Here is a 13,224-nt window from a genome sequence, read left to right on the forward strand (position 1 = left end):
TTGCCTATGCGGCGAACCGCAACTCACTCAGCCGTACCCGATAAACGTCAAAAAGCGGTTGAGCAGGAATTTCCCTCTCAACCGCTTCTTCATGCGGCAGCCTAGACGATCTCGTTTACACAAGCTCTGCGTTCTTGATCGCATGCTCCCAGCTCGGGTAATAGAACAAAGCGCTTTTCATCAGCTCGGGATCGCTCTGCTTGACTTGCTTCTTGCTGATCGAGCCTCCGTTCGATTGAAGCTGCTTAATACGGCTGACTACCTCGTCCGCACCCATCGAAATATCCACTCTGTGCTCCTCCCTTCGCAACCAAGATTTCTTCCTATTTTCCCCAAACCGCTATAGGAGTATTCTTACGGTTACCTTTTAGTTGGAGAGAGTCTTTCCTGTTTTTCGCATAAACGAGCTATATGGCAATCTCCATTTTGATTGACGGGTGGTAGCGGTAGCCGATCAATTTAAAATCATCGATGGTGAACTCGTCGAAGTTCCGAATGTCCGGATTGATCCAAAGCTCCGGCGCAGGATAGGCTTCGCGCTCCGATTGTTCCTTTAGAGGCTCCATATGCCGCTCGTAAATATGAGCATCGTTGATATTGAAAGTGAGCGTTCCCATTCCGTAGCCGGTTACTTGAGCGATCATCCGCTGCAAAACGTAATATTGAAATACGTTCAACGGGTGACCCAAACCGATATCGTTCGATCTCGCATTTACAATCAGGTGCAGCCGGCCCTGCTTCACCAGCCACTGATTGTTCCAGACGCAAGGGTACAGCTCCATTTGGTCCAAATCGTCGATGTTCCATAAGGAAATGACATGCCTTCTGGAAGCGGGGTTATGTTTCAGCTGATCGATCAGATGATGGACCTGGTTCGTAATCTTGCCCTTTAGCATGACGGGCTTGCCCAACTGATAGCCATAGGCTTTCCCTATATTATTGTTCGCGTTGGTCCATTCTTTCCACAGCTTCACCTCGTGATCGTCGAGATAGCCGCAATCGCTGGTTCTCTGCACATAAAACCACAGCAGCTCGTGAATCGCGGATTTCCAAGGGACTCGTTTGGTCGTCAGAATCGGCACCTCTTCGTTATCAAGCTTGATCTGCTTGCAAATGATGCTTTTGGTATAGGCGGGCGTCCCATCAGCCCATTTCGTTCTGACATCGTGATCTTTGTCCCATTCGCCGTTCTCTAAAATATCCATAACCAGATTATTGTAAATTCGGTCAACTGCCGCCATCTTTAACGCCTCCATCATCCTTTATGTACGCCTATCGGTAACCGTCTTCCTCTATCTTATTTTAATAGGCTAAGCATTCGAGTCAACAACGGGAGAAGAATAAGAAGCTTCGATACCGGGAACATTACCGACGATTTCAATCAAAAAGGCTGCAACTCGGAGAAACGACATCGCCGGTTTGGGATAAATCCTCGATTTGTTGAAACGATTGAACGGGTTACACCGTATTAGGAGCATAACGAAAGGGAGGGATTGCGATGATATTTACGACAACGCCAACGGTGGAGGGCCGTCCCGTTCAGGATTATTTAGGCGTCGTGACCGGCGAAGCGATTATGGGGGCCAATATCGTGCGCGACCTGTTCGCTTCCATTACCGATATCGTCGGCGGACGCTCCGGCGCATACGAAACGAAGCTCAAGGAAGCCCGCGATCTGGCATTCAATGAAATGGGCGGACAAGCGTCGCGCATAGGCGCCAACGCGGTCGTCGGCATCGACGTCGATTACGAGGTAATCCGCGACGGCATGCTGATGGTAGCCGTAAGCGGCACCGCCGTACGCCTCTAACAAGGGAAACAGCATCCGCGCTAAGCGCGGATGCTGTTTTTTTGCCTGCCACCGTACTCTCACGATAGAAAAACCGTAAGCAGCGTCTAAGCTGCCTTACGGCTCCCTTAAAACTACGTTCGGCTGTAAACAAGCGGATTTAACGGACTGACGGCAAGGCCTCCCGGCTCGCAGCCCGGCAGGAATGCTTTCAGATCGTTCTTCCTCGCATTGCTGTCCGGCTCCGCTACAAGGGTTCCGTCGGCATAATAGATGACCGTCATCACCTCGCGCATCGTGTCCGTCGGATTGCCGGGCGCGTTGTGCAGCGTCCAGCCCGCGTGAAAAGTAGCGTCGCCCGCTTGCATCGCCCCGTAGCTGATCTGCGTAAGGCCTTTGCTTTCGACGTATTCCTTCAGCGTGCGGTGGGACTCGTCGGAAATAACCGTTTTGCTGACGTACCCGCTGTGATGGGAGCCGGATGCAAAGGTCATCGAGCCCACTTCTTCGCTGATCGGCACTAGCGGCATCCACATCGTGATCGTCTTGTCCGTATCGAGCGGCCAGTAAATTTGGTCTTGATGCCATGGCGTATGTCCGCCGCCCGGCTCCTTGAACAGCGCCTGATCGTGATAAATGCGGACTCCGCCGACCCCCATCAGATCGGCCGCAATTTTCGCAAAACGGCGGCCCAGCACGAATCGGGCAATGTCCTCGTTATGCTTCCACAAATTCCCGATTTGAATGAACGCTTTGCCGTAGGTGTCGCGTTCTTCCAGAGGCTTGTTGTGATAGTTTAACCGCATTACCTCGCTGGCGATCATCAGCTCGTAAATGCCGATTTCCTGCGGTGTCGCTACGCTGCGCAGCAGCACATGACCGTCGTTCCGATAGCCTTCGATTTGCTCCGCAGTCAGCTTATAGCTATCCTCGAACAGAAAAGAATCGTTCGTCTTCATCGCCGTATGCCCCTTTCGAATCGTTATTTCCTGTCTTCAGTATAAGGAATACAGACCTTCTAATCTTTGTATGAAGCGATCTGCTTTTTGTCAAAACTGACTATTTACCTATTCGGCGGAATGGCGCATGATTGATAAAAGACGTTGGGAATGGGGAGATCTTCATGCTTTCCTTAACCGAACGATTGGATGATACCCCGATCGTTCCCTACATTCGAGAATGCGATTATGCCGTAAGATCTCCATGGTTTCTGCACGAGCGCAGACTGCTGGATTATTTGCTCATTTATGTTCAGAAGGGCGTATTGCGAGTGAATCACGAAGGTACCTTGGAGGAGTTTACGGAGGTGAATTTTGCCTGCTGCAGCCGGGAACCTATCATACGCTGGAGGGGATTACCGATACGATAACCCCCTTCTCCCATATGGACGTCTTCTACCATCCGCAGCGAAAAGACAGCTTTCCGACACGGCCGGGCCAGCTTGACCTGACCCCCTTCGCCCATCTCATGCAGCCCCGGCTGAACGATCTGAAGGGCGTCCATATTCCTTGCCGCTTCGTGCCAAGCGATCCCTTTCGCTTTAGAGATACACTGCTGCGCATGATCGACCGCTGGAACCAGCACGATACGCTGAGCCGGCTGGAGGCCCAGAGCCTCGCAACGGAGCTGGTCGTCATGCTGCTGCAGGATCATACCGAGCAGCAGGGCATATCCGGCGAGTCCGACGCCTCGCTGAAATGGATGACCTCTTACCTGCATCTGCATTTGTCGGAGCCTCTGACCACCCGGCAGATGGCGGCACGCGCCAATCTGTCCCCTTCCCGGTTCCGCGCGGTATTCCAGGAGCGGTTCGGCATGCCTCCGCATCAGTATCTGACGCAACTACGATTGCGGCATGCCCGGGATTTATTGAAGCAGACGGATTACAAACTCCACCAGATTGCGGATTACTGCGGCTTTGCCGACGCGCATCATTTTGCCAAGACGTTCAAGAAGGAAACCGGCCAAGCCCCCGGCGCATACCGCCGCGAGCATCGAACCAAAACGATATTTTAACGGCTAGGGAAAACGGATTGTATGATACACTGGACAAAGAACTCATTTATGAAACAGCAAGGGGAAATGATAATGAAGCTGGTATCCTGGAATGTGAACGGCATTAGGGCCTGCGTGACCAAAGGCTTTACCGATTACTTCGAACAAACGGGCGCGGATATCTTTTGCATTCAGGAGACGAAGCTGCAGGACGGACAGATTAGCCTGGAGCTGGGCGAGGCCTATTCGCAATACTGGAATCATGCGGAGAAGAAAGGGTATTCCGGTACGGCCGTGTTTACGAAGCACAAGCCGCTGAGCGTAAGGCACGGGCTGGACGAAGAACAGCAGGACCCCGAGGGGCGCGTTCTCACGCTCGAATTCGACTCCTTCTATCTGGTTAATGTGTATACGCCTAATGCGAGGAGGGATCTGTCCCGATTAGCGTACAGGCTGGAATGGGAAGAGCAGTTTAAGAGCTACCTCCTGGAGCTGGACAAGCTGAAGCCGGTCATCGTTTGCGGAGACATGAATGTCGCCCACCAAGAGATCGATCTGAAAAATCCGAAATCCAACCGCAACAACTCCGGTTTTACTCTGGAAGAGCGCGAAAAAATGACACGGCTGCTGGACGCCGGCTTTACCGATACGTTCCGGCATTTTTATCCCGAGAAGGAAGAAGTCTACACCTGGTGGTCTTATATGCCGAAGGTGAGAGAGCGGAATGTCGGCTGGCGGATCGACTACTTCCTCGTTTCCTCCAGAATGAAGGACGTCCTGATCGACGCGCAGATCGATTGCCATATAACCGGCAGCGATCATTGTCCCGTTATTCTGCATATCGCGGACAACAGGGGAGCTTAGCGTAGCCCAAGAGGGAAAATAAGACGGCGGAAGCCACTCGTTCCGCCGTTTTGTTATTTTTAACCGTCCGTCTACGCCTTGTTTACATGAACGTGGATTGCCGCCAGCATGAGCCGTTTATACTCCTCTAAGTCTTCAACGCGGTATTCTGCGCTCGCTTGGACGGGGCCGACGTACGTATCCGCCGCTTGCCTCACCACATAACGGATGTGCTCGGGAATCCTTGCAAGCACCCATTGCCCGGCCTCTTCCTTGGATATAATCATACCGGTTTCGAGATACGACAAGATTCTGCATAGCGTTAGAATGCCGTATACGGGCGCTGTTTGAACAGCATCTGCCGCATGATCGACGCCGCTTAGAATAGAGGAACGAAAATCTTGTTCCGGTACGCTCGGAAAGACTTCCTGCGCAGGTTTTCCATATAGGCAAATCCCCCGTTGAAGAATAAGCGTAATATGGCAAGCAAGGTCGGGATCGACCGGCGTTTCCGCCCAGAATTGTTTATTTTCTCTGCCAATTTGCTCTTCGTATGCCTTTCTCCAATATTCGCTGCTGTGCAATTGAAAAGGTGTCGGGTGCTTCCAGGGCCATATCGCATCCAGCGCGATGACGCTTATCTCGATCGGCGCCGGTTGATTCGACAAGGCAAGAAAGAGCTTCACAAGCTCATATCTGAGCTCCAGAACCAATCCTTCGCGGAGAAGCACGATCACATCCAGATCGCTGACATCAGGATTAAAGCTGTTTAAGGCCAGCGACCCATGAACATAGATGCCGACCAGATTATGTCCGACATAGTCGATTAAGTGATCCCTTAACGCCGTAAGCTGCCTTACGATCGGTTCGGGACAATCGGTCCAGCCGTATATACTCATACCTATAACCCCCATATCGCAGCTGTCTCTGCAGCCATAATAGCAAAGAGACGCGGCGTTTCGCCGGTAATATTCACTTATAATTGAACTCGGCAAATGGAAGTGGATTCGCGAACGACAAGCTCCGGTTCGAGAAGCAGCGAACGATTTTTTTTCGCCGTTCCGTTCAACATGTTGAGCAGCAGTTGCACCGCTTGCACACCCATCTGCTTGATCGGCTGTCGAATCGTCGTTAGGCGCGGATGGATGCCGCCTGCGAACGACTGGTCGTCATAGCCGATAACGGACACGTCCGACGGCACACGGTAGCCTTCATCCTGCAAAGCTTGAATGGCCCCCAGCGCAATGAAATCGTCGGCAGCGAACAACGCGGTCGGAACGCGCTTTTCGGAAATCCAAGCTTTGACGGCGTCGAACCCGTTGCGCAAACCGAACTCCGTATTCGCCATTGCGTACGGCATCAAACCGGCGTCGGCGAGCGCCGCTTCAAAGCCCCGCTTGCGCTCCTGCGCGCTCCTGTACAGCGCCGTGCCGCAAATATGCCCGATACGGGTATGACCAAGCTCGATCAAATGCTTAGTCGCCTCGTAACCGCCTTTATAATTGTCGACGTTCACCGTAGTAGCCTTCACATCTGCATTCTGGTTATCGATCAGCACGAAGGGAATTCGCTTTTTTCGCAGCTCCAGTACGTCGTTGTCCTCGTTTGTCGGAGAAAGCAGCATGACGCCGTCAACCCGATCCTCCTGAAACAGAAAGTTTCTCTGACGTCCGGTTTGGGAGTCGTCCTCCTTATGAACGGACAACGCCAGGAAGTACCCGTGCTCCTCTAGACTTTCGTTGACGGTTCGAACGACTCCATCGAATACCGTATCCTCCAGCGTTTCCAACGTTAATCCGATGACTCCCGTTTTGCCGCGAGCGAGACTGCGTGCCGCCGAATTCGGTCGGTAATCCAGCTCTTCGATAGCCTTCATGACTCTTTGGCGGTTTTTCTCGCGTACGGACGGCGCGTCGTTCAACACCCGAGACACGGTCACAACGGATAATCCGGACTTTTTCGCTACGTCGTATATGTTGACTTTCATAGGTTCAAACTCCTCGAATGCGCGAATAATTGCCAATAAGCCAAGTATACACGCTTCCGCCTTTTATTTCTAAGAACCGGCCAGCGTATGCGGCAGCCCCTTGTTTCCAAAGCAGGATGAACAGTACCGTCCAACTAGCTTGATAGCTTCGCAAGAAGCATTTGACGATGCGGTTCCGATAAGCTTAACAATTCGAATTTCTCCTCGGTGATCAGCTCTGTGAGCCTGCGGGCTTCATCACAAGCCTGGTTATAGCAATCATCGCTAATGGCACGATTCGATAATGCTTCTTCCAGTTCATCGGCATCCTTTTGAATGACTTCTCCTGAAGGCAGCACAATGAGATCTAAATACCAGTCATAAAACCAGGGTACCTTCCGTTCGTCTAGTCCAACCTCCTGGCAAATATCGATGTACCACTGAACAATTTGTCCGGTTGAATCAAACATGGTCGTTACGGAATGTAACGAACCGATGGGAAAATGCTGCAGCCACATATATCCCTCGTCCGCAAGACACTTTTTCTTATCTCCGTAGCGAGCGAATAACGGCTCCGTTACTTGATCGATTCTGATCAGCGTGATATAGCCTGTAAAGGATTCCGTCTCCACAAACTCCTGAGCATAAGCCCTCTTCGCTACGCGTTTCCAATCCGGCCGGTCGCCGTATTTCTTTTTCAATGACCGTCTCCTCCTGTAACATGTTATATTTCGATATTCAAAGAGAAAAGAAGATTGAGAGAGCTTTGATTTTCTGAAAATCCTCGTATCAGGCATAAATAGGGGAACATGCGTTCAGGCAATTGAGGCGAACATACGTTTTTACCGGTTGATGAAAAAGAGCGAGTCGTTTACGATTAGGCGACTGGATTCCATTTCTTGTATAGAGGAGTGATTTTTGGATGCAGCTTGCCGTTCATAACAACCATGCATCATTTGCCCCCCTGCTAACGCATGTAGAGCAAACCAGGTGTGCCGTTAAGGCTACTGCCGCCGCCGTTGTCGTCATTCAGAACGACCGAATTGTCGCCGAATGGTATTCCGGCTACCATCATGCCAAGACTGGAGCTAAGCCGGTGACGGCCGATTCACAGTTTAACGTTTATTCGATAAGAAAAACCCATATTGCGCTAGCCTTGGCACTCGCCGTTATTGAGGCCGGCTTGGATCTCGACACGCCGATTCATTCGTATATAGACGATATTCCCGTAAACGAACTAGAGAAGATTACAATAAGAAACGTACTGACAAAGACCAAGCCTAAGTTTTTCGGACCGGAGAAGGTAGAAGGAGAAGGGTTGGCCGCCACAATCGTTAAGAAAGTTACAGGCAAAACGGTCGCGCAAATGATTACGGAGAAAGTACTTGAACCCCTGCAGATCAAGAAGACGGAATGGGCTTCCGTACCGAAGGAAGACCTGGTATGCGACTTTACGGCCGGCGATGGCTATGCATCCGTTAGGTTGGAGTCTAACGAAGGGCATGAACGCAATCTCTATATGAGTGCCAAAGATCTTGCTTATTGGGGCTACCTGTATCTGAACGATGGTGTCGTGAACGGACAATGCATCATCCCGAAAGCCGTGTTCGATCTTTCCGAAAGACTTAGAACAGCGCCCGGCTATGCGGATAAACGGATTATGGGCTGGTATTACGGTGAGGATTCGTTTGAAGCCTTCGGAGCGACAGGATGCCATGTGGCAGTCATTCCGAAGTATAACGCCGTTGCCGTTAGGATGTACAACCGGTACGCGGATGAACATACGGGAACATTACTGAAGTGTCTGCAGCAACACGCAGCTAACATTCTGTAACTCAAGGTCCTGCTAATTCCCTTGCCTCAGGCTGACGTCTCCACGCAGTCCTCGCCGGAGATTTACTCTTTCACTTCTTGGATCTTGTAAGCAAATAGGCCGTTAAAAAGGACAGCTGGATGGAAATTACCATGCACATAATCGCCGTATTATCGCCGCCGCGGGGGTTCAGCAGTCCGCTTAGGAGAAGAAAGGCTATGACGGATAGAACGAGCAACCCCAAGAAAACTCCAATGAATCTTACTGTTCGTTCACCCTTTTGATTGACCATGAATACCTCCAGCCATGACTGCCTAGCAGATAAGCTGCGGCCAGTCGTAATTTGATTACCTCTCCCGCTGATAAGGAATATCCAACTAGTTCCAATAGACGATATCCCTATATATTCACCCCGCATGCATGTTTTTCCTGTTTGAGGGCATCACACGCAAAAAAACGCAGCAGATGCCGGGAACCCCCTGCATCTTGCTGCGTCTCGTTCATTAAACTTTACATGCCGCAACAACCGTCATTTCATAAACCGGCTACAGCAAGAAACCGGTCTGCTCGGCAAACAGCCGAATTTGCGTACGCTCTTCCTCCGTCAGCTGTTGAATCGGCTTTCTCGGCAGTCCTGCGTCGATGCCCTGCAGCCTCAAAATTTCCCGCTCGAACGCGATGAAATCGTATTTGAGCAACTCGGCGATGACGCGGTTCGCCTTCGCTTGCAAGGCCCGGGCCTCGTCCCATTTCCCTTCGCGGAAGCTCAGGTACAGCTCTCCGAATAAGGCCGGCATGATGTTGTACGTGCTCCCGATCGCGCCGCAGCAGCCGACGGCGAGTCCCGCAAGCAAGCATTCGTCCGGCCCGTTGAACACGAGGAAATCGGGACCGCATGCTTCCAGCAGCTGCTGAAGCTCGAACGTGTCCTTGGACGTAAACTTGACGCCGATGATGTTCTCTTCCTTCGATAACTCCTCATAGAAGCGAACCGTAGACTGTACGCCCGTCATGGCGGGGAAATGGTAGAGAATGAGCGGAATGTCCGCCGCGTTCGCGATGTCGAGGTAATGCCCGCGAACCTGCTCCGGGCCATGCTTGTAGTAGAACGGCGCAACCGCCGATACCGCGTCCGCTCCCGCTTGCGCGGCATGCTTCGTCAACTCGAGGCAGGTAGCCGTATCCATCGCGCCTACGTGGGCAATGACCGGTACGGCTCCCCGTACCTCGTCCACGACTATCTCAAGAAAGGCTTCGCGTTCGGCGACGGACTGCAGGAAGCCTTCCCCCGTGCTGCCGCTTAAGTAAAAGCCGTTCACCCGTTCGTTCAACAGGTGGCGGACAAGCTTGCGGGTCGCCGGTTCGCTGATCGCGCCCGATCCGTCGTAAGGCGTAATCAAGGCGGGGATGATCCCGCTAAATGGATGTGATGCAGGCATTCGTTTTCGCTCCTCTTCTTAATCCCGTTTCATTCAATGGGTTTCTATATCGCCAGCCGGCCGGTGACACCGAACGGCCCAGCCTTATCCTTTTACGCTGCCGGCCGTCAAGCCCTCCACAAGGAACTTCTGAATCACGGAGAAGATGACGATAATCGGCAGTACGATAATGACGCCGCTAGCCAAAATCCCGCCCCAATTCGTCTGGCCCATGCTGTCCATGACTTCGGCGATGCCGACCTGTACCGTCTTGGCGTCCAGCGAGTTGGTGAAGATGAGGGAGTATTGATAATCGTTCCATCCCAAAATAAAGCTGTACAAGCTGACCGCGACCAGTCCGGGCGCCGCTAGCGGCACTACAATACGGCTTAGCGTCTGAAATTTCGTCGCGCCGTCGATCAGAGCCGCCTCTTCGAGGTCGATCGGAATGACCTTGAAAAATCCGCTCATGATCCATACCCCGACCGGAATCGTCATCGTCCCGTATATGAGCACCAGCAGCGTTTTGGTATTCAGCAGACTGAGGGCCGACGCGACCTTGTACCACGGGATCATAATGATCGGTCCTTGAATCATCTGCGCCAGGACAAGCAGCACCAGGATCAGCTTAATGCCGGGCACCCGGTACCTGGCCAAGCCGTATCCGCTGATGCAAGCGACGATGCCCGTAAGCAGGGCGGTGACGGTGCAAGCGATCGCGGAGTTGGCGAGCAGCTTGCCGAGGTGCATCCCGCTTTTGCCCAGCGCCCAGGCGTAATGCTCGAAAGTAAGCGGGTTGATAAGCCATGTCGGCTTTGCCGCGAAAATGGCCTCCTTCTCCTTGAACGTCGTATCGAGCAGCCACATAAAAGGGAGAAGCGTAAACGCCATTAGTACAAACAGGCTTGCGTATTTCCAAGTTCTCGCCCAGTTGGTTTCTTTCATGCTTCACCTCAAGTATTGTCTTTGCCGAACAGTCCGGCGTACACGGCGATAATCGCAAGCACGATCAGCATCGACAGCGTGCCGACTGCGGCGCCCTTGCCCAAATCCAAATATACGAAAGCATGCGTATACAGATAGGTCGGCAAAATGCTGGTCGCATAGCCGGGGCCTCCGTTCGTAAGCGCCCAAATCATTTCGAATTTGGTCCAGGAGCCGATGATCGACACCATCCCGGTGACGTACATGATCGGCTTCAGCAGCGGCAGCGTAACGAAGCGGAACCGCTGCCATGCCGTGGCGCCGTCGATATGGGCCGCCTCCTTCATCTCGCCCGATATGCCCTGCAAGCCGGAAAGCATCATCAGCGTAATATAGGGGAAGCCTTTCCACGTCGACGTAAGCAGCAGCGCCGGCCACACCCAGAAGGCGTCTCCCAGCCAAACGATGTTGTCCTGCAGCACGTGAAGCAGCTTCAAATATTCGTTCATCAAGCCATACTGCCCGTCGTAAATCCACTTCCAGACGATGCCGACGATGACGACCGGCGACACCCAAGGAACCATGAGCAGCCCGCGCCATAATCCCCTCAGCCGCAGCTTCCGGTTAAGAATCATGGCCGCCGGTACGGCGAGCAGAAACTGAAGGATCATGGAGCCGAAAACCCAAAGCAGGCTGTTGCGGAAAATGCTCCAGAAATGACCGTCGGCCGTCAGCAGCTCCTTATAGTTGCCGAGCCCGGCGAACGTCATCCCCTTTCCCTGCAGCAGGGAATAATCGAAAAAGCTGAGCCGAATCGTTTCGAACAGCGGATAAAATTGAAAAATGACGATGTATAAAACAACCGGCGACAGCAGCAAATAGCCGAAAGCCATCTGTTTGCGCTGTGCCAAGGTCACGGTGGCGTCTTTCACTTGCCGTCCTCCTGTCCGAACCGGCGAACGCCGGGAGCGGGCCGCCTGCGGCCTGCGCAAGCGGCGTCGCTGCTCCCGCTGGCGAACGCACGCATCTAGTTATTTGCTTTTATACTTCTCCTTCACTTTGTCGATGCCGTCCTTGATCGCCTTGTACGCTTCCTCGGCGGTCATTTTGTCCAGCAGGTACTTGGCCATCTGCTCCTGGAAGATCGTTTCCATTTCGGGTTGTCCCACAATCGTGGCCATTTGGACGCCGTTCTTGGCGAGAATGCCGTTCATATCCTGCAAAATGCGTTTATGCCCGTCAATCGATTTCGGGAATACCGCCTCCGCCTTTTTGACGATATCGTCCAGGCTGGCGTTTTTGACGGCCGTTACGTTGATCGTGGCGGCTTGCGTCGTGTTGAATTCCGGCGACGACCATTCTTCGATCAGCCTCCATACGACTTCTTTGTTTTTGCTGCCCTTGAACATGCCGACGCCTACGCTCGAAACCGGAGCTTGCGCCTTATCGCCGGATGGCCCCTTCGGATAAGCGATCGCCCGCGTTACCTTAAGAATTTCCGGGTTGATGCTGTACGAGTTGGCGGAGAAATACGTCCCTGCCGGCGTCATGCCCACCTCTTCGTTGCTGAACGCGCGGAACGCTTCGGGAGCGCCCCAGGTCGTATGCGCTTTCGGCTGGTACGGCTCCAGCTTCTTGAAATGCTCCAGCGTTTCCACGTACTTCTTCTTCGCCGCTTCGCTTGTATCGTCAAGCAGCAGCCCGTTGCTGTAACCGGCCGTGAACGGTCCGCGGAAGGCGAAGCGGGCGACGCCGAGCGGATAGCCGTAGCCGTATTTCCCGTCCTTCGTCATGAGCTGGGCGGCTTTCTCCACGTCGGCCCACGTCTGGAGCTGCTCCAGCTTCATGCCCGCGTTGTTGAGCATTTTTTCGTTGACCATCAGCGTGAAGGAATTGGCCAAGTTCGGAATGGAATAAATCTTGTCGCCTACCATCGAATATTCCAGCGTACCCGGAAGGAAGTCCTCTTTCTTCAAAGCGGTTCCCTTCCTGCCGATGTAAGGAGACAAATCCTCCAGTCCGTTCATCTGCACCAGATTCGTCACGTCCTGCGTCATCGTCATATCCGGAAAATCGTTCGAGGCGAGCATGACGGACAGCTTCTTCTCCATGTCCTGCCACGACAAGTACATGTATTCGATATTGACGCCCGGGTACTTCTCTTTCATCTTCGATTTGAACTGCTCGGCCAGCACCTTCTCCGCCTCGGACGTCCCCGGGAAAATAAAGCGGACATCCGCCTTCACCGTCTTCCAGTCCACGGTATTGGGGGTTTCTTCCGCCGTCTTTTTCTCTCCTGCGCCGCCGCAGCCCGCCAGCAGCAAGCTTAGCGATAAAGCCCCCGCCATTGCGGAAACTCCATATTTTTTGAACCGGTTCATCGTGACCCCTCCTTGTAGGTTTCGGAAACAAATTCATCGTAACGGATAAGCGAACCCCGCAACAAGGAGACAAAATCAAGAATTGGCGGATTAAA

General features: G+C 52.8%; 14 protein-coding genes. 4 read left to right on the forward strand and 10 right to left on the reverse strand.

What is annotated here, in order from left to right; genetic code table 11:
• Positions 1–115: 115 nt before the first annotated feature.
• Positions 116–289 (reverse strand): hypothetical protein, encoded by a 174-nt coding sequence (locus ACKGJP_RS29265; protein ID WP_409342296.1) that lies wholly within the window; start codon positions 287–289, stop codon positions 116–118.
• A gap of 118 nt (positions 290–407) precedes the next feature.
• Complete coding sequence (gene thyA, locus ACKGJP_RS29270; protein WP_409342297.1) at positions 408–1,241, reverse strand: thymidylate synthase; 834 nt, start codon at positions 1,239–1,241, stop codon at positions 408–410.
• Positions 1,242–1,498: 257 nt separating this feature from the next.
• Between thyA and ACKGJP_RS29275 the strand changes: the two genes are divergently transcribed.
• Positions 1,499–1,810 (forward strand): YbjQ family protein, encoded by a 312-nt coding sequence (locus tag ACKGJP_RS29275; protein ID WP_409342298.1) that lies wholly within the window; start codon positions 1,499–1,501, stop codon positions 1,808–1,810.
• A 113-nt stretch (positions 1,811–1,923) separates the two neighbouring features.
• Here ACKGJP_RS29275 and ACKGJP_RS29280 read toward each other — a convergent pair whose 3' ends face one another.
• Positions 1,924–2,748, reverse strand: a complete 825-nt coding sequence (locus ACKGJP_RS29280; protein ID WP_409342299.1) for a phytanoyl-CoA dioxygenase family protein — start codon at positions 2,746–2,748, stop codon at positions 1,924–1,926.
• Positions 2,749–2,992: 244 nt separating this feature from the next.
• Here ACKGJP_RS29280 and ACKGJP_RS29285 point away from each other — a divergent pair, with 244 nt between their 5' ends.
• The gene (locus ACKGJP_RS29285; RefSeq protein ID WP_409342300.1) at positions 2,993–3,805 is read left to right on the forward strand and encodes a helix-turn-helix domain-containing protein; all 813 of its coding nucleotides are present in this window, start codon (positions 2,993–2,995) and stop codon (positions 3,803–3,805) included.
• 72 nt (positions 3,806–3,877) lie between these two features.
• Positions 3,878–4,648 carry an exodeoxyribonuclease III gene (locus tag ACKGJP_RS29290; protein WP_409342301.1) on the forward strand — a complete coding sequence of 257 codons (771 nt, stop codon included), beginning with the start codon at positions 3,878–3,880 and terminating at the stop codon, positions 4,646–4,648.
• A 71-nt stretch (positions 4,649–4,719) separates the two neighbouring features.
• On the opposite strand, the gene ACKGJP_RS29295 is transcribed toward ACKGJP_RS29290, so the two are convergent.
• The 3 genes from ACKGJP_RS29295 to ACKGJP_RS29305 all read right to left on the reverse strand — a co-directional run bounded on the left by ACKGJP_RS29295 (position 4,720) and on the right by ACKGJP_RS29305 (position 7,294).
• Entirely contained in the window at positions 4,720–5,526 is an 807-nt protein-coding gene (locus tag ACKGJP_RS29295) for an aminoglycoside adenylyltransferase domain-containing protein (RefSeq protein ID WP_409342302.1), read from the reverse strand.
• A gap of 77 nt (positions 5,527–5,603) precedes the next feature.
• Positions 5,604–6,614: a LacI family DNA-binding transcriptional regulator gene (locus ACKGJP_RS29300; protein ID WP_409342303.1), complete on the reverse strand. Its 1,011-nt coding sequence runs from the start codon at positions 6,612–6,614 to the stop codon at positions 5,604–5,606.
• 134 nt (positions 6,615–6,748) lie between these two features.
• Positions 6,749–7,294, reverse strand: coding sequence for a DUF402 domain-containing protein (locus tag ACKGJP_RS29305; protein ID WP_409342304.1), 546 nt, complete (start codon positions 7,292–7,294; stop codon positions 6,749–6,751).
• Positions 7,295–7,515: 221 nt separating this feature from the next.
• Between ACKGJP_RS29305 and ACKGJP_RS29310 the strand changes: the two genes are divergently transcribed.
• Positions 7,516–8,427, forward strand: coding sequence for a serine hydrolase domain-containing protein (locus ACKGJP_RS29310; protein ID WP_409342305.1), 912 nt, complete (start codon positions 7,516–7,518; stop codon positions 8,425–8,427).
• A 524-nt stretch (positions 8,428–8,951) separates the two neighbouring features.
• Here ACKGJP_RS29310 and ACKGJP_RS29315 read toward each other — a convergent pair.
• The 4 genes from ACKGJP_RS29315 to ACKGJP_RS29330 all read right to left on the reverse strand — a co-directional run bounded on the left by ACKGJP_RS29315 (position 8,952) and on the right by ACKGJP_RS29330 (position 13,129).
• Positions 8,952–9,845, reverse strand: a complete 894-nt coding sequence (locus ACKGJP_RS29315; protein ID WP_409342306.1) for an N-acetylneuraminate lyase — start codon at positions 9,843–9,845, stop codon at positions 8,952–8,954.
• 84 nt (positions 9,846–9,929) lie between these two features.
• Positions 9,930–10,769, reverse strand: coding sequence for a carbohydrate ABC transporter permease (locus tag ACKGJP_RS29320; RefSeq protein WP_409342307.1), 840 nt, complete (start codon positions 10,767–10,769; stop codon positions 9,930–9,932).
• Positions 10,770–10,777: 8 nt separating this feature from the next.
• Positions 10,778–11,680 carry a carbohydrate ABC transporter permease gene (locus ACKGJP_RS29325; protein ID WP_409342308.1) on the reverse strand — a complete coding sequence of 301 codons (903 nt, stop codon included), beginning with the start codon at positions 11,678–11,680 and terminating at the stop codon, positions 10,778–10,780.
• A 99-nt stretch (positions 11,681–11,779) separates the two neighbouring features.
• Positions 11,780–13,129 (reverse strand): ABC transporter substrate-binding protein, encoded by a 1,350-nt coding sequence (locus tag ACKGJP_RS29330; RefSeq protein ID WP_409342309.1) that lies wholly within the window; start codon positions 13,127–13,129, stop codon positions 11,780–11,782.
• Between the last annotated feature and the right edge of the window lie 95 nt (positions 13,130–13,224).

This window comes from Paenibacillus litoralis (assembly GCF_046244365.1).
In the GTDB taxonomy this organism is placed as follows: domain Bacteria; phylum Bacillota; class Bacilli; order Paenibacillales; family NBRC-103111; genus Paenibacillus_V.